Consider the following 25,983-nt stretch of genomic DNA (forward strand, 5'->3'; position numbering starts at 1 on the left):
CCTCCCCGCCCGGTCGGCGCGCCGCCGGCCGGTACCGGCGCGTCGCGCGCCCATCCTGCCCTACCCGTCACCGGGCGGGCCCGGCGAGGTTCCAGAGGTTCCAGAGGTTCTACAGGACGAAGGCGTCCTGGCCGGTGCTGCTGACCATCGGACGGCCCGCGCCCTCCCAGGCGTACATCCCGCCGTCCACGTTCACCGCGTCCCGGCCCTGCTGCACCAGGTACTGGACGACCTGCGCGGAGCGGCCGCCGACCCGGCAGAGCACGTACAGCTTCTGCTCCGGCAGCTCGCCGATCCGGGCGATCACCTCGCCGATCGGGATGTGCAGCGCGCCGTCCACGTGGCCGGCGTCCCACTCGTCCTGCTCGCGCACGTCCAGCAGGGCGGCATCGGCCGGTACGGAGGCGGCGTCGGTGGTGGGGATCTGCGCGAACATCGTGTGGCCCTCCTGGGCTCGATCGGGGTCGGTGCCATTGTCGCCCACCGGGGTCGGCCCGTGGGCCGGTTCCGGAGCCCCGAGCAGCCGCTCCAGCTCGGCCTGCTGGGCGGCGGCCTTGGCGAGCAGTTCCTCGGCGAGCTGTTCCAGCAGCCGGTCCGGGTCCTGCGGGGCGAGGGCGAGCAGCTGGCCCATCGGGGTCTGCTCCAGCCGGACCTGCTCGGTGGCGGTCTCGGTGATCTTGCCGGTCAGCCAGTCCAGCCGACGGCGCAGCCAGCCCAGCCGGTCGGGGGAGTCGACGGCGGGCGCGGCCTCCGGCGCGGTGGACCACTCGGCGGCGAGGCCCTCCAGCACGGCGGCGTCGCCGTACGCGTAGGCCTCGTTGACCCGGACCAGGAAGTCCGCCCGGCGCTGCTGCTCGGCGGGGTCGGTGGTCAGGTCGGGGTGGGCGCGGCGGACCAGCTCGCGGTAGATCCGCTGGGCCTCCTTGCCGGGCCGCACCCGGGTCGGCGCGGCGGGCGGCGGCGGGACGGCCTGGTCCGCGCCCTCACCGGACTCCCCCCGCTCCGACCGCTCCGCGCGCTCGGACCGCTCCGCCCGCACCGCGTCCACCGAGTCGAACAGCGCGTCCAGGTCGGGCAGCTCCTCGACCTGCTGCCGCGCCTCCGCGGCCCGGCGCAGGTCGTCGGGGTGGCCGGTGCGGGCCGCGACGGCCTCGGCGACCAGCGCGTCGAGCTCGTCCAGCCGGGCGTACAGCGGGCCGAGCAGCTGGTGGTGGATCAGCGCGAAGTTGTCGATCTCGACCCGCAGCGTCTGCACGTCCACGTCCATACTGAGCCAGGCCAGCTCGGCGGCGGCGACCCGCTCCTCCAGCTCCTGCTGCTCCGGGTCCGTCCAGCGGGCGGGGCTCTGCGCGGTCACGATCTCGCCTCTGTCTCGTCCGTCCGGCCGGGTCACGCGGGGCCGCCGCGCGGGCGGCCCGGCCTGCCACCCTACCGCCGCGTTCCGGGCCGCCGTCCGGGTGAAGCAGGCGTACGAACCGGCGCGCGGGACATGACACGCAACCGATCCTGATGAATCTCCCCGTTTCGGTGTCGAGCCCGGCCCGGTCCGTGCTTCGCTGGTATCCGCACAGCGTGCCTTCCTCCGGAGAAACGGCCGCCTCCAGGCGTGGCGGCCAGGCGGGAGCAGACCGAATCCATGGTGGCCGAGTCCAACTCCACACCGCTTCCCGCGGGCGCCCAGACCGCGCCGGGCGACCACCCGACCGGGGTGGCCGCCCTGGTCCGGCTCGCCCTTGTCGTGGTCGACCGGGCCGGCCGGATCGCCCAGTGGAGCCGGGCCGCCGAGGAGCTGTTCGGGCACCGCGCCGAGGCCGCCACCGACCGTCCGGCCTCGGGGCTGCTGCCCGCCCTGGAGTCACGGGTGCTCGGCCGCTGCGCCGTGCGCCGCCGCTGCGACGCCTTCGACACCCTGGCCGGGCTGACCGCCACCGGACGCCCGTGGGCCGGGCGGCTGACCGTGACCGACCGCGAGGACCACCAGCGCGACGTGCTGTGGTGGGCCTACCCGCTGCCCGGCCCGTCCGGCGGGCTGCTCGCGCTCGCCGCCGACGCCCGCCCGCTGCGCACCACCGGCCCGCGGCTCGCCCTCGGCGAGCGCCTGCTGCCCTTCGCGGCGGCGCCCGCCGCCCGGGGCGGCTTCCACGGGCTGACCGCCGCGCTCACCCCACCCGCAGCCGAGCTGCCCGAGCCGCTGGCCCGGCTGCTGCCCGCCGCCCACCGGGCCCCGCTGCGCGCGGCCGCGGCCCTGGGCGGGCTGCCGGCCCTGCGGCTGGACGCGACCACCGTGCTGCCGGTGCTGCCCTCCGACGCCCAGGCCGGCACCGCCCACGTGGCCGCCGGACTGGGCCGCCGCTACCCGACGCCCCAGCAACGCGCGGCCCGGCTCGGTCCCCCGCCGCAGGCCGACCAGTCCGCGCCCGGCCGCCGTCCCCCGGGCCCGCTGCCCGCCCCACGCGAACCGGCCCCCCAAGAACCGGTCCCGCACGGACCGGCCCAGCGCGACCCGGCCCAGCCCGACCCAAGACCGGGCAGCGCCCCGGGCAGCCCCGCCGCGGTCGTCGGCGGGCCGCTCGGCGCCCCGCCCGCCCAGCCCCCGGCCCCCGGTCGGGAGGCACCCCAGCGCACCGGAGGAGGAGCCGCCATCGAGCAGCAGGCCGCCGTCGAGTCGTCCGCCCACGGCGTCCCACCGCGCCGCCCGGACCAGGCCCCGCCCGGCACCGTCCCCGCCCCGGCCGGCGCCGAGGGGCCGCCGAACGGCCGGCTGGGCCCGTTCCTCACCAACGGCCAGGCCGGCGAGCAGCTGGCCCTGCTGAACGAGGTCGGCGGCAAGGTCGGCACCACCCTGGACCTCGGCTTCACCGCCCACGAGCTGTGCCAGGTGCTGGTCCCCCGGGTCGCCGACTTCGCGTGCGTGGACCTCGTGGACGGCCTGATCTCGGACTCCGAGCTGCCGGTCTCCCGTCCCGACGACGACACGATGCTGCGCCGGGTCGCCCTGGTCTTCAACCAGACCGGCGGCGCCTGGGACCACGTGCTCTCCGAGGGCTCGCTGGTCAGCATGCCGCGCCGGACCCCGCCCGGGCTGGCCCTGCAGCTGAACCAGCCGGTGCTGGTCCCGGTGGTCAGCGCGGACGTCGCGGTGGACTACGCGATCGCGCTCGGCGGCGCCAAGCTGGCCCCGGTGGTCTCCGGTCGCTCGATGCTGGTGGTCCCGCTGTCCGCCCGGGGCACCGTGCTGGGCATCCTCAAGCTGCTCCGGCTGCCGGACCGCGCCCCCTTCGACGAGAGCGACGCCGCCACCCTCAAGGAGCTGGCGGTACGGGCCGCGCTGTCGCTGGACAACGCCCGGCTGCACCGCGCCGAGGCCCGGGTCGCCACCACCCTGCAGCGCTCGATGATCCCGACCCGCCCGCCGCAGATCCCCGGCGTGCAGATCGCCCACCGCTACCTGCCCGGCGATCCGAAGGCCGAGGTCGGCGGCGACTGGTTCGACGCGATCCAGCTGCCCGGCAGCCGGGTCGCCCTGGTGGTCGGCGACGTGATGGGCCACGGCATCCACTCGGCCGCCGCGATGGGCCGCTTCCGCACCGCGATGCAGACCCTCGCCGCCCTGGACCTGCCGCCCGGCCAGCTGCTGCGGCACCTGGACAACCTGGCCCAGAAGCTCGGCGACGACCACCTCGCCACCTGCCTGTACGCGGTCTACGACCCGATCAACCGGACCTGCGAGCTGGCCAGCGCCGGCCACGTCCCGCCCGTCCTGGTGCACCCGGACGGCACCGGGGAGCTGCTGGAGATCCCGGCCGGGGCGCCGATCGGCGTCGGCGGGGTGCCGTTCGTCGCCAAGACCATCGACGTCTCGGACGGCTCGATGCTGGTGCTGTGCACCGACGGACTGGTCGAGGTCCGGGGCGGGGACATAGGGACGGGCCTGGCCGCGCTGTGCGGCAACCTGATCGACCCGCAGCAGAGCCCCGAGCAGGCCTGCGACGAGGTGCTGCGCCGGCTGCACTCGGACGACCGCAAGGACGACGTCGCCCTGCTGGTGGCCCGCTTCGACGGGGTCGCCCCGTCCGAGGTGGCCACCTGGGACCTCACCGTGGACCAGCGCGAGGTCCGCCGGGCCCGTTCACTGGTCCGCGAGCAGCTGGCCGCCTGGCACCTGGAGGCGCTCAGCGACACCACCGAGCTGCTGGTCAGCGAGCTGGTCACGAACGCCGTACGGGTCGCCCGGGACCGGGTGCAGCTCCAGCTGATCCGGGTGGACAAGCTGCTGGTCGAGGTCAGCGACGACAACCACAACCTGCCCTCGCTGGAGCCGGCCGAGCAGCTCGGCGAGACCGGCCGCGGCCTCACCCTGGTCACCAAACTCGCCGAGCACTGGGGCACCGCCCGCAAGGCGGTGGGCAAGGTCGTCTGGTTCGAGCTGCCCCTCCCGCACGCGTGACGGCCGCGTACGGGCATCGCCCGTACGCGGCCGACAGGCCGGATGGAGCCTTCCTTACGGGATGACCGCGCCCGCCGAACGGCGCCGGGCCTCCGCCGCGACCTCCCGGGAGGCGGCCGTGGCCACCGAGGTGGCGGCACCGACCCCGGCCAGCACCCGCGGCCAGAAGTCCCCGAAGACCTCGACCGAGACGGCGATCAGCAGCGCGGTGATGACCGCGACCACGTGTTCCAGGCCCGCCAGGTTCGGCAGCAGGACGGCCTCGCCGACCATCAGGACCACCACCGTGGCGGCGGTGAACCAGGCCCGGGTGCGGAACGCGATGCAGATCGCCAGTGCCACCACCGCGGCCGACGGCCCGGTGTCCCGCACGTAGGCGACCCACTTCGGGAAGCCGAACAGGTGGTGCGGCCCGATCGCCACGCCCACCCGGGCGAACAGCGTGCCCGTCAGGGTGCACGCGTAGGCGACCACCAGGGTCATCCGCCGGCCGAGCACGACCTCGGCGATCGCGAAGACCACGAACACCTGCGCCAGCGCGCCCCAGACCGGCAGGTCCAGGGCCGGCACGTAGAGCGACAGCGGGGTCCGCAGCAGCGAGACGTCGAGCGGCAGCGAGGCCCGCACCACCCCGATGTGGTTGACGAACCGCTCACCGCCCGGCAGGTGCTGGACGATGCTGAACAGCAGGATCAGAAACGTCGCCACCGTGGCCAATGGGAAGGCGGCGAACTTCTTGCGCACCACCGCGCCCCGGACCGTCAGGTACAACGTCCCCCACTCGGCGACAGCGGCCTTTCTGGCTAGCGCCAGCGGCCCCTTTCGCACGCCCCCCGCGTGGGTCCTGTGAATCACAACGTTTCTCCCGAATCCCCGAACTTGTCAGCTACTCCAACATTAGAAGCCTGTTAACAAATCCACATCGGCATGGATGGGGATCGGGGTCATCCTCAGGAGGGAGACGAATCCCCCCTCCGGACCCCCCGTACGACCGATGGCCCCCTCCGCCTCCGGCCGTCCGGCCCCCCTCCGCCCCCCGGCGGAGGGCTACCCCTTCCCGTCCCGGGCCGCCACCGGAACCCGGGGCGCCACCACGGCGGGCCCGGCGTGCCGGCGCCGGAACAGGGCGGGCAGGCTCGGCGCGACGATGAACCCCTCGGCGCGCGCGCTGGCGATACCGATCCGCGGGATCTCGCTGCTCTTCTCGAACAGCAGGTAGCGCGGCTCCCAGATCGGCCGGTACTTGGCGTTCGCGCGGTACAGCGACTCGATCTGCCACCAGCGCGAGAAGAACCCGAGGACGGAGCGCCACAGCCGCAGCACCGGACCGGCGCCGAGCCGCGAACCGCGCTCGAAGACCGAGCGGAACATCGCGAAGTTCAGCGAGACCCGCTTGAGCCCGACCTCCTCGGCGCGCTGCAGCAGCTCGATGACCATGAACTCCATCAGGCCGTTCTCGGTGTCCCGGGCCCGGCGCATCAGGTCCAGCGAGAGCCCGTCCGGGCCCCAGGGCACGAAGCTCAGCAGCGCCTTGAGCTCGCCGTCCCCGTCGCTGCACTCCAGCATCACGCAGCGGCCGTCGCCCGCGTCGCCGAGCCGGCCCAGCGCCATCGAGAAGCCGCGCTCGGTCGCCCCGTCGCGCCACTCGTCGGCCTTGGACACCAGCTGGGCCATCTCCTCCTCGGAGATGTCCTCGTGGCGGCGGATCCGCACCGTGTACCCGGCCCGCTTGACCCGGTTGTACGCCTGTCGGACCACCCGCATCGCGCGACCGTCCAGCGAGAACTCGTCCAGCTCGACGATCGCCTCGTCGCCCAGCTCCAGCGCGTCCAGGCCGTGCCGGGCGTAGATCACCCCGGCCTCCTCGGAGGCGCCCATCACGGCCGGCGCCCAGGCGTGCTCGCGGGCCTCGGAGAGCCAGGCCTCGATCGCGCCCGGCCAGGCCTCCGGGTCGCCGATCGGGTCGCCCGAGGCGAGCGAGACCCCGCCGATCACCCGGTAGGTCACCGCCGCCTTGCCGCTGGGGGAGAAGATCACCGCCTTGTCCCGGCGCAGCGCGAAGTAGCCGAGCGAGTCCCGCTCGCCCTGCTTGTCCAGCAGGCCGCGCAGCTTCGCCTCGTCCTCGGGGTTGAGCAGCTCCTTGCCGCGCGGGCTGCGGAAGGCCACGTACAGCACCAGCAGGAACAGCACCGCGCCCATCGCGTTGATCGCCGCGTTCACCCAGGTCGGGGCCTCGATCACGGAACGCAGGTGCTCGGACGGGGTGATGGTGATCATCCGGCCGACCGAGTAGCGGAAGAGGTCCCACCAGCCGGCGCCGTTCAGCTGGTTGGTGATCCAGACCAGCAGCGCGCCGACGGCACCGCCGAAGAACAGCCCGCCGACGAAGGTGGCCGCCGCGGTCTTCGGGTTGGAGCGGTCGCCCTTGGACGTGAACTCCTTGCGCCCGATCAGCAGCGCCAGCACGAACAGGCAGGTCAGAACCGTCGAGATGTAGTTGAGCGGGTGCTTGTTGAAGCGCTCGCCGGGCAGCACCATGACCGCCAGGTAGAGCAGCGCGAAGACGCCGCTGAGCGCCGCGTTGAAGATCCACGCGGCCCGCTTGCGCCGCCGCATCGCGACGGCGAGGAAGACCGACAGCACCGCGGCCGCCAGGCCGGAGGTCATCAGGTACGGGGTGAAGTACTCACCCTCGTTGTGCTCGTTGACCTGGTTCCCCCAGGGCACCAGCAGCACGGTCGCCACGTTCAGCAGCGCCAGCAGCCTGAGGTACCAGACCGAGGCTGCCGCGGCCCGCGGGCGCCAGCGATCGAGCGGTCCGTCGGGCCGGGGCCCGGCGGAGGTGGCGGACGGCTCCGACTTCACAGTGGACGACACAGCTCAATTCCAAACGATCAGATGGTGGGGCGCATCCGCACACGGCCCGGCGCCGGGCGCCGGCACGGGCCCGTCGGACTGACCGGCCACCCTCCGCCCACCGACCGCACGCATCGAGCGGCAGGCCGGAAAAGGGCAGCCAACTCCATGGTTCCGCACCATTCCTGAGAATTGCGTGAACCGGGTAGCGGATTCCCACCCCCGCCGTTCGGCGGGGGTGTTTACCCCCCATGGGTTCGGCACCCCGCCCCGGCTACCCCTACCCTCAAAAGCGACCCCCGCGGACCGACCGAACCCGGCCGCCCGAACCGAGGAGGCACCCATCACCACCACCCGCGTGCTGATCGTCGACGACGAGATCCTGGTCCGCTCCGGCCTCGGCCTGATCGTCGGTTCCGCCCCCGACCTGGAGGTGGTCGGCGACTGCTCCGGCGGACAGGCCGAGGAGCACGTCCAGCGCCTGCGCCCGCACGTGGTGCTGCTCGACATCCGGATGCCCGACCTCGACGGCATCTCCGTGCTGCGCCGCCTGCGCGCCCTGCCCGACCCGCCGGCCGTGGCGATGCTCACCACCTTCGACACCGACGAGTACATCGGCACCGCGCTGCGGGCCGGCGCGACCGGCTTCCTGCTCAAGGACACCGCCCCCGAGCAGCTGGTGCACGCCGTCCGGGTGCTCGCGGCGGGCGGCAACATCCTCTCCCCGACCGTCACCCGCACCGTGATCGGCGGCTACGTGGACGGCGGCGGCCCGGACGCCGAGGCCACCGCGCTGGCCCGCACCCTGACCGGCCGGGAGCTGGACGTGCTCGCCCTGCTCGGCGAGGGCCTGTCGAACGCCGAGATCGCCGACCGGCTCTTCCTCGGCACCGGCACGGTCAAGGACCACATCAGCGCGATCCTCGGCAAGCTCGGCGCCGCCAACCGGGTGCAGGCCGCCGTGGTCGCCCACCGGGCCGGCCTGGTGCGGCCCAAGTCCGGCGACGGGGCATGACGGCCGCCGACCAGCTGCCGTCCCGACGGCTGCCGCCCTGGTGCACCGCCCCCTGGCTGATGCTGCTGCTGCCCGTCCTCTACTCCCTGATGGACGCCGCACTGGTGTCCCGGGACTCCACCTGGTGGCAGGTGTCGCTCGCCGTGCTGGCCGCCGTGGCGCTGTTCTGGCGGCGCCGCTTCCCGGTCGTCGTGCTGCTGCTCACCATGCCCGGCACCTGGGTCGAGGCGATCTGGCTGGCCCCGATCACCGCCGTCTACACGGTCGCCACCGAGCGCCCCAGGGCCAAGGTGCTGTTCCCCTGCGCGGCCCTGTTCACCCTGGTCGACTTCTTCCACTGGCCGCTGCCGACCCCGCTGATCGACCTCAGCCGGAACACCGCCCTGGACGCCATCCAGGCCGTGATGCTGTCCGCCGGCCCGGCCGCCACCGGCCTGCTCTCGCGCACCCGCCGGGAGCTGGCCGCCCGGCTGGACGAGCTGACCCGCGGCCAGGAGCGGGAGAGCCGGCTGCTCGCCGAGCGGGTGCTGATCAGCGAGCGCGGCCGGCTGGCCCGGGAGATGCACGACGTGGTCTCGCACCAGGTCAGCCTGATCAGCATCCAGGCCGGCGCGCTCCAGGTGAGCACCGCCGACCCGGCCGCCGCGACCGTCGCCCGCACCATCCGCGAGCTGTCCGTCCGGACCCTGGAGGAGCTGCGCCAGATGGTCGGGGTGCTGCGCGGCACCGGCGGGCCGCTCCCGGACGCCCCGCTCGCCCCGCAGCCCCGGCTGGCCGACCTGCCCCGGCTGATCGAGGAGAGCGGCCTGACCGCCGACACCGAGCTGAACCCCGGTGACCGCCCGTGGCCGGAGGCGGTCGAACGGGCCGCCTACCGCACCGTCCAGGAGGCGCTCACCAACATCACCAAGTACGCCCCGGAGGCGGTGGTGCACGTGAAGGTCGGGGCGAAGGGCCGCCGGCTGCGGGTCGAGGTCCGCAACGAGGCACCGCCGGGCCGCCCGGCCGAGACCCTGCCGGGCGGCGGCCACGGCCTGGTCGGCCTGCGCGAGCGCGCCCAGCTGCTGGGCGGCACCCTGACCGCCGGCCCGACCCAGGACGGCGGCTTCGAGGTCCGCGCCGAGCTCCCCGCCGGCCAGTCCTGACCCCGCCCCGCCCCCGCCCTCCGGGGCCGGGCGGGCCGGTCGGGGTCGGGGCGAGCAGGGCCGGGCGGGACGACAAAAAAGCCCCGCAGATCCGAAGATCTGCGGGGCCTCGCTGTGCGCGAGGGGGGAGTTGAACCCCCACGCCCTTTCGGGCACTGGAACCTGAATCCAGCGCGTCTGCCTATTCCGCCACCCGCGCATGGGTGTTGTCTTCTTTGCCGTCCGTTCCTCGGAACCGCTCGGTACCATGTGGCCTTCGCGCTTCCTCGGTCCGGCTCCCTTCCGGGCGGCCCTTCCGACGTGGAAAACATTAGCACGACCTCGGGGGCAGCTCCGAATCCGTTTCCCGGGGAGACCGACCACGTCCGAACGGGTGCGCGACGAACGGACGGACGAGGGGCGGTGCACGGCTACGACGGGCGGACCTGGCGTCCCGCACCCGGAATGCGTCACCCTGTGTGTCCGAGCCCACCCCCCGGCACCACGCGGTCCGGGAACCGTACGGAAGGGCCCGGCGTGGATACGATCAGTACGGAAGTACCGCAAGTAGGCACGACAGTAGGCACGACCGACTCCCCGGAGGACGGCTCCCCGGAGGGCACCGGTCGGCAGGCAGGCGAACGAACCCTGGAAGGGGGTGCCCCATGGGGATGATGAAGAAGTTCGAGCAGCGGCTGGAGGGTCTCGTCAACGGCACCTTCGCCAAGGTGTTCAAGTCCGAGGTCCAGCCCGTGGAGATCGCCGGCGCTCTGCAGCGCGAGTGCGACAACAACGCGAGCATCTGGAACCGCGACCGCACCGTCGTGCCGAACGACTTCATCGTCGAGCTCAGCCCGCACGACCACGAGCGGCTCAGCCCCTACTCGGGGCAGCTCGGCACCGAGCTGGCCGGCATGGTCCGCGAGTACGCCGAGGCCCAGCGGTACTCCTTCATGGGCCCGCTCCAGGTGAACCTGGAGAAGGCCGACGACCTGGACACCGGCCTGTACCGGGTGCGCAGCCGCACCCTGGCCGCCGAGGAGCCCCAGCAGTACGCCCCGCCGCAGCCCGGCTACGACCGCCAGCCGGCCGCGCCGGCCCCCGGCGCACCGTGGCAGCAGGGCGGCGCCGGGCAGTACGGCGCGCCCCCGCCGCCGGCCGCGCCCCCGACGCCCCCCGCGATGCCCCCGGGCCCGCCCGCCGGCGGCAACGTCCGGGCCTTCCCCGGCGCCGGCCACGGAGCCTCGGTCCGCCGCTGGATCGAGGTGAACGGCGCCCGCCACCAGATCACCGGCGCGGCCTGCGTGCTCGGCCGCTCGACCGAGGCGGACGTGCGGATCGACGACCCCGGGGTCTCCCGCAAGCACGCCGAGATCCGCCCCGGCACCCCTGCGATGGTCCTCGACCTGGGTTCCACCAACGGCATCGTGGTGGACGGACAGCACACCCAGCGCGCTACGCTCCGCGACGGCTCCCGAATCGTCGTGGGCTCCACCACCATCGTCTACCGGCAGGTCGAAGGGTAGTGTCCGAGTTGTTCGCGCGCCTCGCTCACCGACTGGCGGGACGGTCATGTCAGAACTGACCCTCACGGTCATGCGGCTGGGCTTCCTGGCCGTGCTGTGGCTGTTCGTCATCGTCGCGATCCAGGTGATCCGCAGCGACCTGTTCGGTACCAAGGTGAACCCCCGCAGCTCCCGTCGCGGCGCCAACGCCGCGTCCGGCGGCACCGCGGCGACCGCCACGGCACCCGGACGGGCCGCGGCGCCCGCCCCCGTCAACGCCCCGGCGGCCCCGACCCAGGGCGGCGGCGGCCGCCGCCGCGGCGCCCCGACCCAGCTCGTGGTCGTCCAGGGCTCGCTGGCCGGGACGACCGTCGCGCTGCAGGGCCAGACCATCACGCTGGGCCGCGCGCACGACTCGACCATCGTGCTGGACGACGACTACGCGTCCTCCCGGCATGCCAGGATCTATCCGGATCAGACTGGGCAGTGGACGGTCGAGGATCTAGGCTCCACCAACGGCACCTATCTGGACCGGCAGCGCCTGACCGCGCCCACCCCGCTCCAGCCGGGCACGCCGATCCGTATCGGCAGGACCGTCATCGAACTGCGGAAGTAGTAGCGCATGAGGGACAGCATCCCGTCCATGACCCAGAGGGGGGCACAGGTCGCATGACCCTGGTGCTGCGCTTCGCCGCCGGCTCCCACAAGGGACTGATCCGGGAGGGGAACGAGGACTCCGGCTACGCCGGGCCGCGGCTGCTGGCCGTGGCCGACGGCATGGGCGGCGCCGCGGCCGGCGAGGTCGCGTCCTCCGAGGTGCTCGGTTCGATCGTCCGACTGGACGAGGACGTGCCGGGCGCCGACCTGCTGACCCTGCTGGGCGACGCCGTCCAGGGCGCCAACGACCGGCTCCGGCAGATGGTCGAGGAGGACCCGCAGCTGGAGGGCATGGGGTGCACCCTGACCGCCATGCTGTGGACCGGCCAGCGGATGGGCCTGGTGCACGTCGGCGACTCCCGCGCCTACCTGCTGCGCGACGGCTCGCTGGTGCAGATCACCCAGGACCACACCTGGGTGCAGCGCCTGGTCGACGAGGGCCGGATCACGCCCGAGGAGGCCGAGACCCACCCGCAGCGCTCGCTGCTGATGCGGGCCCTGGACGGCCGCGGCCAGGTCGAGCCGGACCTGTCGATCCGGGAGGTCCGGGCCGGCGACCGCTACCTGATCTGCTCCGACGGCCTCTCCGGCCCGGTCAGCCACCAGACGCTCCAGGACACCCTCGGCAGCTACTACTCGCCCGAGCAGACCGTGCAGGAGCTGATCCAGCTCGCGCTGCGCGGCGGTGGCCCGGACAACATCACCTGCATCGTGGCGGACGTCATCGACGTCGGCGCCACGGACACCATGAGCGGCCAGTTCAACGACGTCCCGGTGGTCGTCGGCGCGGTCGCCGAGACCCCGCCGGCCCCGACCGCCGCCGACCGCTCGATCGCGGACACCCCGGCCGGCCGCGCCGCCGGCCTGGGCCGCGGCCCGCAGGGCGCCTTCGGCCCGCCCGAGGGCTACGACCCGGGCCAGGGCGGCTTCGGCCCCGCCGAGGGCTACGAGGGCGAGGGCGGCTACGGCTACCCGGCCGAGCCCTCGGTGTACGGCACCGAGGAGTTCGACGAGGAGCCGCCCGCCAAGCGCAAGCGCAAGGGCCTGACCGCCTCGCTGGCCGTCCTGGTCACGCTCGGCCTGCTCGGCGGCGCCGGGTACTTCGGCTACCAGTGGACCCAGGACCAGTACTACATCGGCGAGGACGGCGACCACGTCGCGATCTTCCAGGGCGTCAACCAGAACCTGGCCGGTCTGAGCCTGTCCTCGGTGCACGAGTCGCACAGCGACGCCCCGCTGAAGTGGCTGCCGCAGGACCAGCGCGCCCAGGTGAACCGGACCATCTCGGTCGGCAGCCTGCCGGACGCCCAGAAGACCATGAGCGACCTCGTGGGCTGGGCCAAGCTGTGCCAGAAGGCCGCCACGGCGAACGCCGCGGCCCCGCAAGGCACCCAGGGCACCCAGGGGACGACGGTCACCAAGACCGCGTTCGTGGCCGCCACCCCGACCACCCCGGGCGAGCGGGAGAAGCCCCGCAACCCCGCCGCGGGCGCGCCGTCCGCCACGACGACCCCGTCCGCCCCGGCCACGCCTGCCCCGACGCAGAACGCCACCCCCCCGGCAGCCGCCCCGAGCGAGCAGACCCAGCCGCCGCAGCCGCCCGCACTCTCCGACGACGAGCGCAGCCGGGCCGAAGCCTGCCCGAAGCAGTGACGTCCGTGATCCGACATAGGCCCGCCCGGAACGGGCCCGCCGGCCGTCAGGGAGCGGTCACCACGTGAGCAGCTACGACCTGAGCGGCGACACCGGCCGCACCGGCGCCCGACGCCGGGCGGCGGGCGGGCGTGTCGTGCCGCGGCGCCGCGGCAACACGACCATCTCGCTCCAGGGCGCACCGAACCGGCGCAACACCGAGCTGGCCCTGCTGGTCTTCGCGGTGCTGCTGCCGATCCTGGCGTACGCCAACGTGGGCCTGGCGATGGACTCCCGGGTCCCGGCCGGGATGCTCGGCTACGGCCTCGGGATGGGCTCGCTGGCGCTGGTCGCCCACCTGCTGGTGCGCCGCTTCGCGCCGTACGCGGACCCGCTGATGCTGCCGATCGCCACCCTGCTGAACGGGCTGGGCGTGGTGATGATCTGGCGCCTGGACAAGGCGGGCCACCTGCTCAGCGGCAACTTCCCGGCGGCCCGCAACCAGCTGATGTGGTCCGCCCTCGGGGTCACCCTGTTCATCGGCGTGATGGTCTTCCTGAAGGACCACCGGGTGCTGCAGCGCTACACCTACATCTCGATGGTGGTGGCCCTGGTGCTGCTGGCCGCGCCGGCCTTCTTCCCGGCCCGGGCGGAGGACTTCGGCGCGAAGATCTGGATCCGGATGGGCGGCTTCTCCATCCAGCCCGGCGAGTTCGCCAAGATCGTCCTGACCGTGTTCTTCGCCGGCTACCTGATGGTCAAGCGGGACGCCCTGGCACTGGCCAGCCGCCGCTTCATGGGCCTGTACCTGCCGCGCGGCCGCGACCTCGGCCCGATCATCGTGATCTGGCTGCTCAGCCTGCTGATCCTGGTCTTCGAGAACGACCTCGGCACGTCCTTCCTGTTCTTCGGCTTGTTCGTGGTGATGCTCTACGTCGCCACCGAGCGGACCAGCTGGATCCTGTTCGGCCTGCTGATGTCGGTCGGCGGCGCGGTCGCGGTCGCCATGACCACCAGCCACGTCAAGGTCCGCATCGACGCCTGGCTCGACCCGATGGCCGCCTTCTCGGCGAACCCGCCCAAGGGCGCCACCGAGCAGATCGGCCAGTCGCTGATGGCGCTCGGCTCCGGCGGGGTGACCGGCTCCGGCCTCGGCCAGGGCCGCTCCTGGCTGATCAACTTCGCCGCCAAGAGCGACTTCATCCTGGGCTCCTTCGGCGAGGAGCTCGGACTGACCGGCCTGATGGCGATCTTCCTGCTGTACGCCCTGCTGGTGCAGCGCGGCCTGCGCACCGCCGTCGCCGCCCGCGACCCCTTCGGCAAGCTGTTCGCCGTCGGGCTCGCCTCGGCGATGGCGCTGCAGGTCTTCGTCGTGGCCGGCGGGGTCACCGGGCTGATCCCGCTGACCGGTATGACCATGCCGTTCCTCGCGCAGGGCGGTTCGTCCGTGGTCGCCAACTGGGCACTGGTCGCGATCCTGCTGAAGATCAGCGACAGCGCGCGCCGTCCCGGGGCCGAACCGGCCCCGGTCACCGAGGGCCAGGGAGGACCCGCCCGATGAACAAGCCGATCCGACGGGTCTCGATCTTCTGCCTGGTGCTGATCCTGGCGCTGATGGTGCGCACCAACTGGGTGCAGGGCGTCCAGGCCGACTCGCTGGCCTCCAACAAGAACAACAAGCGCCAGCTCTACGACCGCTACGCCCACCCGCGCGGCAACATCATCGTCAGCGGGCAGCCGGTGACGAACTCCGACTTCGTGAACGGCCTGCGCTACAAGTACAAGCGCTCCTGGCTGAACGGCCCGATGTACGCCCCGGTCACCGGCTACTCCTCGCAGTCCTTCGGCTCCAGCCAGCTGGAGAACCTGGAGGACGGCATCCTCTCCGGCACCGACGACCGGCTGTTCTTCCGCAACACCCTGGACATGCTGACCGGCGAGCAGAAGCGCGGCGGCGACGTCGTCACGACGATCAACGCCAAGGTGCAGAAGGCCGCCTTCGACGGCCTGGGCGACAAGAAGGGCGCGGCGGTCGCGATCGACCCGAAGACCGGCGCGATCCTGGCCCTGGTCTCCACCCCGTCCTACGACCCGGGCGCCTTCGCCGGCGGCGACAACGGCGACACCAAGGCCTGGCAGGACCTCAACGCGGACCCGAACAAGCCGATGCTCAACCGGGCGCTGCGCGAGACCTACCCGCCCGGCTCGACCTTCAAGCTGGTCACCGCGACGGCCGCGTTCGAGAACGGCCTGTACCAGAACATCAACGACGCCACCCAGACGCCGGACCCGTACACCCTGCCCAACACCCAGACGGTGCTGAAGAACGAGAGCCCGAACGAGCGCTGCGAGAACGCCACCGTCAAGTCCGGGATGGACCAGTCCTGCAACACGGTCTTCGCCAAGATGGGCGCGGACCTCGGCAAGGACAAGATGCGGGCGCAGGCCGAGAAGTTCGGCTTCAACAGCACGGTGGACACCCCGATCCGCTCCGAGAAGAGCATCTTCCCGGACAGCCCCAGCCTGGACGGCACCGCCCAGGACTCGATCGGCCAGCACGACACCCGCGCCACCCCGCTGCAGATGGCCATGGTCTCCGCGGCGATCGCCAACAACGGCAGCCTGATGCAGCCGTACCTGGTCGACCAGGAGCGCTCGGCCTCGCTGACCACCATCTCCAAGCACACCGAGAAGCAGTTCTCCCAGGCGATGAGCCCGGCCACCGCGCAGAAGATGCAGGACCTGATGGTCTCGGTGGTCGAGAACGGCACCGGCACCAACGCCAAGATCCCCGGCCTCCAGGTCGGCGGCAAGACCGGCACCGCCCAGCACGGCGAGGACAACGCCGGCCTGCCGTTCGCCTGGTTCACCTCCTGGGCCAAGACCGCGGACGGCCAGTCGGTCGCGGTCGCGGTGGTGGTCGAGGACGGCTCCCAGAACCGCGACGGCATCAGCGGCGGCCGCCTCGCGGCCCCGATCGCCAAGGCGGTGATGCAGGCCGCGCTCGGCAAGTAGGAGCGAGGGGTGAGGTGAATGTCACGATCGACACCCCCCTCCGGATACCGGTCTGATATCGGCCGACGGCTGACTCCGGTCCGGCGCGGTGCGACCGGTAGCGTATCCGCCAGCAGCGGGTGTGCCCGTTGCCGCCCGCGAGGTGGCGCACGGCCCGGCCGGAGAACCGGTCACGGCCCACGCGGCGTCACCCAGAGCGTGCGGGGACACCTACGTCACAACCTCACCGGCGGGTGAGGGAGAGGGTCGGAACTATGGAAGAGCCTCGTCGCCTCGGCGGCAGGTACGAGCTCGGCGGCGTCCTCGGACGCGGCGGCATGGCCGAGGTGTACCTCGGCCATGACACCCGGCTCGGCCGTTCCGTCGCAGTGAAGACGCTCCGGGCCGACATGGCACGGGATCCGTCGTTCCAGGCCCGCTTCCGCCGCGAGGCCCAGTCCGCGGCGTCCCTGAACCACCCCGCGATCGTCGCCGTGTACGACACCGGCGAGGACTACATCGACGGGATCTCCATCCCGTACATCGTGATGGAGTACGTCGAGGGCTCCACGCTGCGCGAGCTGCTGCACTCCGGGCGGCGGCTGCTGCCCGAGCGGGCGCTGGAGATGACCATCGGCATCCTCCAGGCCCTGGAGTACTCGCACCGGGCCGGGATCGTGCACCGCGACATCAAGCCGGCCAACGTGATGCTGACCCGGCAGGGCAACGTCAAGGTCATGGACTTCGGCATCGCCCGCGCGATGGGCGACGCCGGGATGACCATGACCCAGACCTCGGCCGTGATCGGCACCGCCCAGTACCTCTCCCCCGAGCAGGCCAAGGGCGAGCAGGTCGACGCCCGCTCCGACCTCTACTCCACCGGCTGCCTGCTCTACGAGCTGCTGACCGTCCGCCCGCCGTTCGTGGGCGACTCCCCGGTCGCGGTGGCCTACCAGCACGTCCGGGAGGAGCCGCAGCCGCCGTCGGTCTTCGACCCCGAGGTGCGCCCCGAGATCGACGCGATCGTGCTCAAGGCGCTCGCCAAGGACCGCGACTACCGCTACCAGACCGCCGACGAGATGCGCGACGACATCGAGCGCTTCCTCGACGGCCTCCCGGTCGCCGCCGCCCAGCAGGCCGCCTACGGCATGGGCGCCGCCGGGTACGGCTACGACCAGAACGGCTACCCGCAGCAGCACGACCCGTACGGCCAGACCAACGTGCTGCCGCAGCAGCCCGGCGGCCCGACCACCGTGCTGCCGCAGGCCGGCGGCCAGGGTTACGGCCAGGGCGGCTACCAGGACGACGGCTACGGCCAGACCTACGCCGGTGCCCAGGGCGGCGGCCACGACGGCTACGACGACGGCTACGGCCAGGGCGGCGGCCGGCGCGGCGACGACCGGCAGAAGAAGGGCAACACCTCCTGGATCGTGCTGGCGGTGGCCGCCGTGCTGGTCCTGGTCGGCACCTTCTTCGTGGCCCAGGCGATGTTCGCCGACAAGGGCACCAAGGACGCCCCGAAGGTCACCGCGCCCAACCTGGTCGGCAAGAGCCTGGCGGACGCCAAGACCGCCGCGGCCGCGGCCGGTTCCAAGCTCGTGGTCACCGAGGGCGACAAGATCGCCTGCCCGGACGCCAACGTCAAGAAGGACCAGGTCTGCACCCAGAACCCGGTGTCGGGCACCTCGGTCTCCGAGGACGCCCACATCACGGTGCAGGTCTCCTCCGGTCCGGCCAAGGCCCAGATGCCGACCTTGACCGGCAAGACCAAGGACCAGGCGCTGCAGGCCCTGACGGCGGCCGGCTTCACCAACGTCTCCCCGCCCGACTACAAGGACGACGACACCGCCCCGCAGGACACCGTCGTCGCCCAGGACCCGGCGGCCGGCGCCAACGCCGACCCGAGCGCCCCGGTCAAGCTGACCGTCTCGCAGGGCAAGACCAAGCAGACCGTCCCGAACGTGGTCGGCGCGCAGAAGGACGACGCGCAGACCCAGCTGCAGGGCCTCGGCTTCCAGGTCGACACCTCCAAGACCAGCCAGACCAACGACCCGACCAAGGTCAACACCGTCGCCTCGCAGTCGGTCGCGCCGGGCACCAAGTCACCCGCCGGCACGAAGATCTCCCTGACCATCTTCAAGGCACCGGACAAGGCCCAGGTCCCGCCGATGCAGAACCAGAAGCTGTCGGACGCCATCGCCGCGCTGAACAAGGCCGGCCTGCAGTACACCGTGGTCAGCGGTCCGCAGGACCCGAACGCGGTGGTCGTGCAGAGCAACCCCGGGGCCGGCACCCAGCTGGACCCGAACACCCAGGTGCAGCTGTTCACCCGGCCGGCCGATCCGGCCAAAGGGGGGGACCCCTTCAACACACCCCCCGGCAAAGGGAACCCCTAAGCCCTTCTTCCCCTGGTTCTGAGACCGGGGGGCAAGTGCTCTGAAACGGCCGGGGGCCCGTCGCGATCACCGCCGAGGGGCCCCCGCCGGTACCGTTTCGCCGCCAAGGGGGGCGGGCCCACGCCCTCCAACCGGCCCGGGGCCCCCTCGCTACCCCCGCCCGGGGCCCCCGGCCGTTCCGTTGACGCCGCATCGGGCGACGGACCGTCACCCGACCGGCCGTCGGATCAGTGCAGCTCCGGCGGCGGGGTGCGCTTGGCGTCCATGGCGTCCACCCGCACCAGGCTCCCCCAGACGGCCATCCGGTACCGCGAGGTGTACACCGGCGTGCAGGTGGTCAGCGTGATGTACCGGCCCGGGCCGGTGTACCCGGACTCGGTCGGGACGGGCGCGACGATGCCGGTGTCGTACTTGGACGTCTCCGGCAGGGTGTTGTCGACCTTGTAGACGTACCACTTGTCCTTGGTCTCCACCACGACCGAGTCGCCCCGGTGGACGGCGTCCAGGTCGTGGAACTTGGCGCCGTGGCCGTCCCGGTGGGCGGCCAGCGCGAAGTTGCCCGCCTCGTCCCAGGGCATCGCCGCCTTGTAGGGCTGCTCGTACACGCCCGCCACGCCCTCGTCCAGGACGGCGGTGGAGGTGCCCATCCGGATCAGCACCTGGAAGTCCCGGCCCATCGCCGGGACGTGCAGGAAGCCCACGCCGTCCCCGATCGCGGGCACCGCGGCGGGCGCGGGGGCGGCGCCCGGCCCGCCCGTGGGGCCGCCGGTCGGACCGGCCGCCCAGGAGCTGCGCAGCTTGTCCGAGGCGTCCGCCGCGGACCGGTCCGCCTGCACGTTGGTCCACCAGAGCGAGTAGGCCACGAACAGGCCGAGCACCAGGCCCACGGTGATCAGCAGTTCGCCGAACACCCCGAGCGCGGCCAGCGCCCGGCTCCGGCCCTTCCGGGCCCCGCCTCCGGGCGGGGGGAAGGCCTCCTCGGCCTCCCGGGCCTCCTGGACCGTGTTGGCCGACTGCGCGGTCCCGTCGTCCTGCATCTGCGCTGCTCCCCTCCGAAACCGGGCCTCCGGACGGCTACCCGCCCGTGATCGCCGCTGGCTTGCCCTGGCTGCGCGGCCGCTCCTCGATCATCTTGCCAAAGAGGATGAGGCGGAACTTGGAGGTGAACTCCGGGGTGCAGGTGGTCAGCGTGATGTACCGGCCCGGACCGGCGTAGCCGGCGCCGTTCGGCACCGGCTTGATCACGCTCACGTTGCTGGGGGAGGTCTGCGGGATCCCCCCGGTGATCTCGTAGGTGTAGTACCCGGCGGCGGTCTCCACCACGACCTTGTCGCCCTTGCCGAGCTCGTTGATGTACCGGAACGGCTCGCCGTGGGTGTTGCGGTGCGCCGCCAGCGCGAAGTTGCCCGCCTGGTCGCCCGGCATCCCGGTGCCGGGGTAGTGCCCGACCAGGCCCTTGTCGAGCACCGCCGCCTTGTCGGTGCCCTCGGCGATCGGGAACTTCAGTCCCAGCTTGGGCAGGTAGATGATGGCGAAGCCCTTGCCGGGCGCGAACACCTCGGGCTTGTTCGGGTCGGCGGCGGGCTGGCCGGGGCCGGCCGGCTGGGCGTCGAACTGCTGCTCCAGCTGGTCCCGGGCACTGCTGGCGGCCGCGTCGGCCTGCACGTTGGTCCACCAGAGCTGGTAGGCGACGAACAGCAGCATCACCACGCCGAGGGTGATGCACAGCTCGCCGACCAACCGGGCGGCCACCACGACCGCGGACTCCTTGGGGCGGGTCCCCCCGGCCCCCCGGCTCTTGGCCCGGCGCCGCCCACCGCCCGCGCGGACGGCGGTCCGCCCCTGGGCGGCCCGGCGGCGCTCGGCCCGGCCACCGGTGGGCGCGGCGGGCTCGGCGGCCGACGCCCCGTCCTCGGCGGGCAGCCGCAGCTGGAGGGTCTGGTCGGGCAGCCACGGGTACTCGGGACCGTCCTCGACGGGCCGCTCGGCCTGCTCGTAGACGCCCCAGCCGTCCTCGGGCCCGCCCTGGGCGGCGTGCTCCTGCGGGTACGGCCCGCCCAGCGCGCCCTCGCGGTACTGCGGGGTCCCGTGCCGGGGGTCTCCGTACTGGGGATCTCCGTGCTGGGGATCGCCGTACTGCGGGGTGCCGAACTCCGCGCCCTCGTACGGCCGGCCGCCCGCGTACTGCGGCGGCCCCCCGTACGGGCCGGACTCCGACTGGTAACGCCCCTCCGGACGCACCGCGGTCACGCCGCTCAGCCCCGGCCGATCACCGGGGCGAGCCCGGCCGACCGGTCCACGGCCTGCGGGAAGCCGCACTCCGCCAGCCAGTTGGCGAGCATCCGGTGCCCGCCCTCGGTCAGCACCGACTCGGGGTGGAACTGCACGCCCTCGACCGGCAGTTCACGGTGCCGCAGGCCCATGATCACGCCGCTGTCGGTCCGGGCGGTGACCACCAGGTCGTCCGGCACGGTGGCCGGGTCGACGGCCAGCGAGTGGTAGCGGGTCGCGATCAGCGGCGAGCGCAGCCCCTCGAACACCCCGCCGTCCTCGTGCTCGACCGGCGAGGTCTTGCCGTGCAGCAGCTCGGGCGCCCGGCCGACCACCGCGCCGTACGCCACCGCGATCGACTGCAGCCCCAGGCAGACGCCGAACACCGGCAGCCCGATCGCCGCGCAGTGGTGCACCATCGCGATGCAGACCCCGGCCTCCTCGGGCGAGCCTGGCCCGGGGGAGAGCAGCACCCCGTCGAAGCCCTCCTCCCCCGCCCGGCGGACGGCGTGCTCGACGGTCACCTCGTCGTTGCGCACCACCTCGCAGGTGGCGCCGAGCTGGTACAGGTACTGGACCAGGTTGAAGACGAAGCTGTCGTAGTTGTCCACGACCAGGATGCGGGGCGGGGTCGACTGGGTGGTCATTGCGCGCGTGGTCTCCGTGGGATGCGGTGCTGGGGGGAAGTTCCGGACCCGCCGGGTCAGCCGGCCGAGGCGCCGTCGCCGCCGTCCACTGTGACGTCACCGAAGGGGAGCAACGGTTCCGCCCACGGGAAGACGTAGGTGAAGAGGAGGTAGACGATCCCCAGGATCAGGAGCAGCGAAATGACGGCCTTGACCAGGGTGTTCCCCGGGAGGTGACGCCAGATGAAGCCGTACATGGTGCTCCCTCTAGGTATCAGACTGGGGACAAGAGTAGACCCGGTACCCACAGCGGTGAGGCCGGTCCGCCACTCGCCGGCTACTGGCCGCCCGCCGACCGGAGCTCGGTGGTGCCGGAGTACCCGGGCAGCGTGAGGTCCCCGCTCTCCTGGACCTTCCAGCCCAGGCCGTACGCCTGGACGTACTGCAGGTAGTTCCGGATCGTCGGGTCCCCGTCGACGGCCGACCGCAGGGAGTCGGTCCTCCCCACCGCCTTGACCACGTACGGCGGGGAGTAGACCCGGCCCTGGAGCAGCAGGGTGTTGCCGACGCAGCGGACGGCGCTGGTGGAGATCAGCCGCTGGTCCATCACCTGCACGCCGGCCGCGCCGCCCCGCCACAGCGCGTTGACCACGGCCTGGATGTCCTGCTGGTGGATGACCAGGTCGTTGACGCCGGGCTCGGGGACCCCGGGGATGCGCGCGGTGGCGTTCGGCGGGGCGTCGTTGAGGGTGACGGTCAGCCCGCCGCCCTGGAGCGGCTCCAGCGCGGCGCCGAGCCGCAGGCCGTCCAGCTGCGCCGCGTCGGCGGGGTTGTGGCCCTGCTGCTCGGTGAGCTGCTGGGCCCGGGACTGGAGGTCGGCCAGCTGGGACTGCGCCTGCTGGTTCTGCGAGCTGCGCTGGCGGATCACGTCGCCGAGGCTCAGCAGCGAGTTGTCGGTCCGCAGATCGGTGCCGCGGGCGGTCTGCGCGCTGATGTAGAAGAGCAGACCGGCGAGCGCGAACACGGTGCAGGTCAGGGCACGACCGACAATTCGGGTGCCGGAACGGGGGGTGACGGCCTTCCCGGGGGGAATCGACAAATTAGTCACCGTACCCTTATCTCCTTGAGACCCGCCGAGCCACTACGCTAACGGACGCCGGTGGCAGCCGTGGGAGTGGTCCCAGAGCGCTCTCCTCGACCGTCCGTCGGCGTCTCGCCCGCTGCACCCCTGCGCGGTCTCACAGCGCATCGACAGGAGAGCTCCTCGTGCCGAAGTCTCGACTCCGCAAGAAGTCCGACTACACCCCGCCGGCCACGACCGCGGTGAAGATCAGCTCGGGCCGTAGTTGGGTCGCACCGCTGATGCTGGCACTGTTCCTGATCGGCCTGGTGTGGATCGTCACCTACTACGTGACCAGCGGCAGCTACCCGGTGGAGAGCTGGCGGAACTGGAACATCCTGGTCGGCTTCGGGTTCATCGCGGCCGGATTCGGCGTCTCCACCCAGTGGAAGTGACGCTCCGCGCGTCCTGAGGCTCGATTTCGAGCCGTTCCGCCGCTTCGGACCCACGGTCCCGGAGCGGCGGTTCGGCGTGCCCGCGACCGGTCGGAACGCGGTCGGCCCGCACATCATCAGACGGTCCCACCATCGGACCGTCAGGCTTATCCACATGGTTATCCACACTGGGGAAAAGTCCCCACAGCCTGTGGATAACTTTGCGCCGCGACACTGTCCACAGCTGTGCACAACTCCCCGAGCGCGCGGGAACCGCACAGGAGGACACGCGTAGAACAACAGTCCACAGCCGGGTCGGCGCACAGCCTGTGCACAACCCCGCACCCGCTGTGGACAAGCGCCCGGCGGGCGTCACGCGCCGTACAGGGCCATCCCGGTCCACAGCATCGCCGCCTCCAGGGCCACCGCCCCGGCCAGCGTCAGCCACTGGACCGTGCCGCGGCGCCCGCGCGGGGCGTACATCAGGCCGAAAGCCGTCAGGCCGCCGAGCACCAGGCCGCCGATGTGCGCCCGCCAGTCGATGCCCGGTCGGGAGAAGGTGACCACCAGGTTGAAGACCAGGAAGGCCAGCGCCGGGGCGAGCGGGCCCCGGTCCCGCAGCTGCATCAGGATCGTGGCGCCGATCAGGCCGAACACCGCCCCGGAGGCCCCCACCGAGTTCATCCAGTCGCCGGCCACCAGGAAGGCGAAGGTGCTGCCGCCCAGCCCGGCGACCAGGTAGAGGGCCAGGAAGCGCAGCCGGCCGAGGGCCTCCTCCAGCGGCGGGCCGAGCCACAGCAGCACCAGCATGTTCAGCCCGACGTGCCACCACTGCAGGTGCAGGAAGGTGGCGGTCAGCAGCCGGTACCACTGGCCCGGGCCGTCGGCCACACCGTACGGCCCCCCGAGGTGCGCCCGGCCGGCGCTGGCCAGCGACCAGACCTCGCCCAGGCGCGGGTTGAGGACGTACGCGGCCAGCACCCAGACCACCAGGTTGATCCCGACCAGCGCCCTGGTCACCAGCCCGCCGTCCAGGGTCGGCGCGCCGCCGAAGCGGGTGGTCGCCCGCCGCGTCCCGGCGTGCCCCGCGCTGACGCACTCGGGGCACTGGAAGCCCACCGCGGCGGGCACCATGCACTGCGGGCAGATCGGCCGCTCGCAGCGGGTGCAGGAGATCCCGGTGGGCGTCTGCGGGTGGCGGTAGCAGCCGGGCGGCCCGGCCTCGGGGGACCGGTCCGTGGACCCTCGCGGCTCGTCCGGGAGCATCAGCGGCTTCCCCTTCCCTGCCCGACCACCGAAGCCGCCAGCCTACTGCGGCCTCCGCCCCGTACGGCCCCCGCGCGCCCCGCGTACGGCCCACCCCGGCGTGCCGGTGGACAAATCCGGATGCATGATCAGCATTCAGGTGGATATGTGCATAAAGGACGCCACCCAGGAGGAGAGACTCGTGAGCTTTTCGGACTCGGCCCGTGACACCGCCACCAGGACCCGGGACTCCGCCGCACAGTTCGCGGACGGCGCCAAGCAGCGCCTCGGGCCCGCGCTGGACGCCCTCGGGCCCAAGGCCACCCAGGCCGCCCACAACCTCCGCGTCCACTACGACCGGCACCTCGCCCCACAGTTCGGCCAGGCCTTCGCCAGCCTGCCGCCCGAGGCCCAGCAGAACGCCCTGAGGGCCTTCCACCGGGCCCAGGAGGCCGCCCTGGCGGCCCGCCTCTCCGCCACCCGCGCCGCCGACCAGGCCCGCACCACGGTCGGCCCCAGGGTCGCCCAGGCCGTCGAGGAGGCCCGGGCCGCGGTCTCCCCGGTCGCGCACGAGGCCCAGTCCCGCGGCGCCGCCGCGCTGACCGCCCTCCACGGCCACGTCAGCTCGGCCGAGATCAACGAACTGGCCGCCCGGAACGCGAAGCGCGGGCAGCGGTGCGGCGGCGGCCGGGCGGCCGGCCTGCTGCTGGCCGGGGTGCTGGCGATCGGCGGCGGCCTGGTCGCCTGGCAGTGGTGGCGGCGGCACAGCAACCCGGAGTGGCTGGTCGAGCCCCCGGCGCCGCAGCCGCAGCGGCCGGCCGGCGCGACCGCCGCCACCGCCCCGGTGAACGGCGTCACCGCCGAGGACGCGGCCGGGTCCGCGGAGCCCACCGAGGACGACACGCCCTAGGGTCCGGCAGCGCCTGACGGGAAATGCCGAACGGCGGCCGACCCGGAGAACAGGTCGACCGCCGTTCAGGCGCTGTGGAGCATAGGAGACTCGAACTCCTGACATCTGCCTTGCAAAGGCAGCGCTCTACCAACTGAGCTAATGCCCCTCGACGGCACGGCGCGTGCCAACGGGCACTAGCGTACCGGGTTCCGGCGCCGTTCCGGGAGCCGTCCCCCTGGGGGAACCGGCCGGTCCGATCGAGTGAGCGGGCCGACCGGTTCGGGAGGCGCTGGTCAGCGCCTCCGAAGACCGTCGATCGTCAGATCGTCCGGGGCTCAGCGACCGGCCGGAACCGGGTCGGTGGCCTCGGTCCACAGGTCCTGCTCGGCGCGGTCCGCCTGGACCTGACGGTAGACAAAGAAGCCGCCGAGGGCGACCAGGGCGACCAGGAGGAGCTTCTTCACCGCGGGACCTCGTCCTTCTAGCGTTTGGTGGACTCAGGAGCCGTTGCTCCGGCCGGACCGACCGGGCCGACGAGTCCAGATGTGTTTCGAGAGCGAACGGGCGGCCGGGTGCCAGACTGCCCTTGCGGCCGATGATACACACCGGTGTCCCAATCGTGACCAGCCACCGGCGCCGTCAACCCGGCGGTCCGGTCCGAGGATTGACGCCGCACCTCCTGTCGTACGGATCGTCCGCACCCGGCCCGCCCGGGAAGCCCCCGTCAGAGCCGGTCCGACGGCCCTCCCGACGGCCCGCGCCACGGCCCGGGGAGCCGCCGGAACCGCGCGGTTCCCCCGGGAACGCCGAAGGGCCCGGAGTGGATCAC

At 72.8% G+C, this 25,983-nt stretch carries 21 protein-coding genes and 2 tRNA genes; 11 read left to right on the forward strand and 12 right to left on the reverse strand.

Annotation, left to right across the window (positions count from 1 at the left end; translation table 11 throughout):
* Positions 1 to 109: 109 nt before the first annotated feature.
* Positions 110 to 1,357 (reverse strand): rhodanese-like domain-containing protein, encoded by a 1,248-nt coding sequence (locus tag ACFVXG_RS10060; protein ID WP_387926074.1) that lies wholly within the window; start codon positions 1,355 to 1,357, stop codon positions 110 to 112.
* 249 nt (positions 1,358 to 1,606) lie between these two features.
* Here ACFVXG_RS10060 and ACFVXG_RS10065 point away from each other — a divergent pair, with 249 nt between their 5' ends.
* Positions 1,607 to 4,447 carry a SpoIIE family protein phosphatase gene (locus ACFVXG_RS10065; RefSeq protein ID WP_387926076.1) on the forward strand — a complete coding sequence of 947 codons (2,841 nt, stop codon included), beginning with the start codon at positions 1,607 to 1,609 and terminating at the stop codon, positions 4,445 to 4,447.
* A 54-nt stretch (positions 4,448 to 4,501) separates the two neighbouring features.
* Here the strand turns inward: ACFVXG_RS10065 and ACFVXG_RS10070 are convergent, their stop codons facing one another.
* Positions 4,502 to 5,218 (reverse strand): hypothetical protein, encoded by a 717-nt coding sequence (locus tag ACFVXG_RS10070; RefSeq protein WP_387926077.1) that lies wholly within the window; start codon positions 5,216 to 5,218, stop codon positions 4,502 to 4,504.
* A 276-nt stretch (positions 5,219 to 5,494) separates the two neighbouring features.
* The gene (locus ACFVXG_RS10075) at positions 5,495 to 7,324 is read right to left on the reverse strand and encodes a phosphatidylglycerol lysyltransferase domain-containing protein (protein ID WP_387926079.1); all 1,830 of its coding nucleotides are present in this window, start codon (positions 7,322 to 7,324) and stop codon (positions 5,495 to 5,497) included.
* Positions 7,325 to 7,667: 343 nt separating this feature from the next.
* Here ACFVXG_RS10075 and ACFVXG_RS10080 point away from each other — a divergent pair, with 343 nt between their 5' ends.
* Together ACFVXG_RS10080 and ACFVXG_RS10085 are read left to right on the forward strand one after the other, a co-directional pair.
* Entirely contained in the window at positions 7,668 to 8,318 is a 651-nt protein-coding gene (locus ACFVXG_RS10080; RefSeq protein WP_387926494.1) for a response regulator, read from the forward strand.
* On the forward strand, positions 8,315 to 9,463 hold the full coding sequence (locus tag ACFVXG_RS10085; protein ID WP_387926081.1) for a sensor histidine kinase: 1,149 nt from the start codon (positions 8,315 to 8,317) through the stop codon (positions 9,461 to 9,463). The genes ACFVXG_RS10080 and ACFVXG_RS10085 overlap by 4 nt, the downstream gene beginning before the upstream one ends.
* 115 nt (positions 9,464 to 9,578) lie before the next feature.
* On the opposite strand, the gene ACFVXG_RS10090 is transcribed toward ACFVXG_RS10085, so the two are convergent.
* Positions 9,579 to 9,662, reverse strand: a tRNA-Leu gene (locus ACFVXG_RS10090).
* A gap of 445 nt (positions 9,663 to 10,107) precedes the next feature.
* On the opposite strand from ACFVXG_RS10090, the gene ACFVXG_RS10095 reads away from it, so the two are divergent.
* The 6 genes from ACFVXG_RS10095 (at position 10,108) to pknB (ending at position 18,626) form a co-directional block, all read left to right on the forward strand.
* A complete protein-coding gene (locus tag ACFVXG_RS10095; protein ID WP_387926083.1) occupies positions 10,108 to 10,968 on the forward strand; it encodes an FhaA domain-containing protein in 861 nt (286 codons plus the stop codon).
* 46 nt (positions 10,969 to 11,014) lie between these two features.
* Positions 11,015 to 11,563 carry an FHA domain-containing protein gene (locus ACFVXG_RS10100; RefSeq protein WP_387926085.1) on the forward strand — a complete coding sequence of 183 codons (549 nt, stop codon included), beginning with the start codon at positions 11,015 to 11,017 and terminating at the stop codon, positions 11,561 to 11,563.
* A 53-nt stretch (positions 11,564 to 11,616) separates the two neighbouring features.
* Positions 11,617 to 13,257 carry a protein phosphatase 2C domain-containing protein gene (locus ACFVXG_RS10105; protein ID WP_387926087.1) on the forward strand — a complete coding sequence of 547 codons (1,641 nt, stop codon included), beginning with the start codon at positions 11,617 to 11,619 and terminating at the stop codon, positions 13,255 to 13,257.
* A gap of 136 nt (positions 13,258 to 13,393) precedes the next feature.
* Entirely contained in the window at positions 13,394 to 14,797 is a 1,404-nt protein-coding gene (locus ACFVXG_RS10110) for an FtsW/RodA/SpoVE family cell cycle protein (RefSeq protein ID WP_387926496.1), read from the forward strand.
* Entirely contained in the window at positions 14,794 to 16,251 is a 1,458-nt protein-coding gene (locus tag ACFVXG_RS10115) for a peptidoglycan D,D-transpeptidase FtsI family protein (RefSeq protein ID WP_387926089.1), read from the forward strand. The genes ACFVXG_RS10110 and ACFVXG_RS10115 overlap by 4 nt, the downstream gene beginning before the upstream one ends.
* Before the next feature lie 254 nt (positions 16,252 to 16,505).
* Positions 16,506 to 18,626, forward strand: a complete 2,121-nt coding sequence (gene pknB / locus ACFVXG_RS10120) for a Stk1 family PASTA domain-containing Ser/Thr kinase (protein ID WP_387926090.1) — start codon at positions 16,506 to 16,508, stop codon at positions 18,624 to 18,626.
* A gap of 227 nt (positions 18,627 to 18,853) precedes the next feature.
* Here the strand turns inward: pknB and ACFVXG_RS10125 are convergent, their stop codons facing one another.
* The 5 genes from ACFVXG_RS10125 to ACFVXG_RS10145 form a co-directional block, all read right to left on the reverse strand.
* Complete coding sequence (locus ACFVXG_RS10125) at positions 18,854 to 19,663, reverse strand: class E sortase (RefSeq protein WP_387926092.1); 810 nt, start codon at positions 19,661 to 19,663, stop codon at positions 18,854 to 18,856.
* A 37-nt stretch (positions 19,664 to 19,700) separates the two neighbouring features.
* Positions 19,701 to 20,876: a class E sortase gene (locus tag ACFVXG_RS10130; RefSeq protein WP_387926094.1), complete on the reverse strand. Its 1,176-nt coding sequence runs from the start codon at positions 20,874 to 20,876 to the stop codon at positions 19,701 to 19,703.
* Positions 20,877 to 20,881: 5 nt separating this feature from the next.
* Positions 20,882 to 21,544 carry an aminodeoxychorismate/anthranilate synthase component II gene (locus tag ACFVXG_RS10135; RefSeq protein ID WP_387926095.1) on the reverse strand — a complete coding sequence of 221 codons (663 nt, stop codon included), beginning with the start codon at positions 21,542 to 21,544 and terminating at the stop codon, positions 20,882 to 20,884.
* 56 nt (positions 21,545 to 21,600) lie between these two features.
* On the reverse strand, positions 21,601 to 21,780 hold the full coding sequence (locus tag ACFVXG_RS10140) for a hypothetical protein (protein WP_387926097.1): 180 nt from the start codon (positions 21,778 to 21,780) through the stop codon (positions 21,601 to 21,603).
* A gap of 80 nt (positions 21,781 to 21,860) precedes the next feature.
* Complete coding sequence (locus ACFVXG_RS10145) at positions 21,861 to 22,622, reverse strand: DUF881 domain-containing protein (RefSeq protein ID WP_387926098.1); 762 nt, start codon at positions 22,620 to 22,622, stop codon at positions 21,861 to 21,863.
* Positions 22,623 to 22,789: 167 nt separating this feature from the next.
* Here ACFVXG_RS10145 and crgA point away from each other — a divergent pair, with 167 nt between their 5' ends.
* Positions 22,790 to 23,038, forward strand: a complete 249-nt coding sequence (gene crgA, locus ACFVXG_RS10150) for a cell division protein CrgA (RefSeq protein ID WP_360242861.1) — start codon at positions 22,790 to 22,792, stop codon at positions 23,036 to 23,038.
* 351 nt (positions 23,039 to 23,389) lie between these two features.
* Here the strand turns inward: crgA and ACFVXG_RS10155 are convergent, their stop codons facing one another.
* Complete coding sequence (locus ACFVXG_RS10155) at positions 23,390 to 24,283, reverse strand: rhomboid family intramembrane serine protease (protein WP_387926100.1); 894 nt, start codon at positions 24,281 to 24,283, stop codon at positions 23,390 to 23,392.
* Between the two features lie 181 nt (positions 24,284 to 24,464).
* Here ACFVXG_RS10155 and ACFVXG_RS10160 point away from each other — a divergent pair, with 181 nt between their 5' ends.
* Positions 24,465 to 25,172: a DUF5324 family protein gene (locus tag ACFVXG_RS10160; RefSeq protein ID WP_387926102.1), complete on the forward strand. Its 708-nt coding sequence runs from the start codon at positions 24,465 to 24,467 to the stop codon at positions 25,170 to 25,172.
* 75 nt (positions 25,173 to 25,247) lie between these two features.
* Here the strand turns inward: ACFVXG_RS10160 and ACFVXG_RS10165 are convergent.
* A tRNA-Ala gene (locus ACFVXG_RS10165) sits at positions 25,248 to 25,320 on the reverse strand.
* A gap of 169 nt (positions 25,321 to 25,489) precedes the next feature.
* On the reverse strand, positions 25,490 to 25,618 hold the full coding sequence (locus tag ACFVXG_RS10170; RefSeq protein ID WP_014137031.1) for a DLW-39 family protein: 129 nt from the start codon (positions 25,616 to 25,618) through the stop codon (positions 25,490 to 25,492).
* Between the last annotated feature and the right edge of the window lie 365 nt (positions 25,619 to 25,983).

It is taken from the genome of Kitasatospora sp. NPDC058162 (genome assembly GCF_042884005.1).
In the GTDB taxonomy this organism is placed as follows: Bacteria; Actinomycetota; Actinomycetes; order Streptomycetales; family Streptomycetaceae; genus Kitasatospora.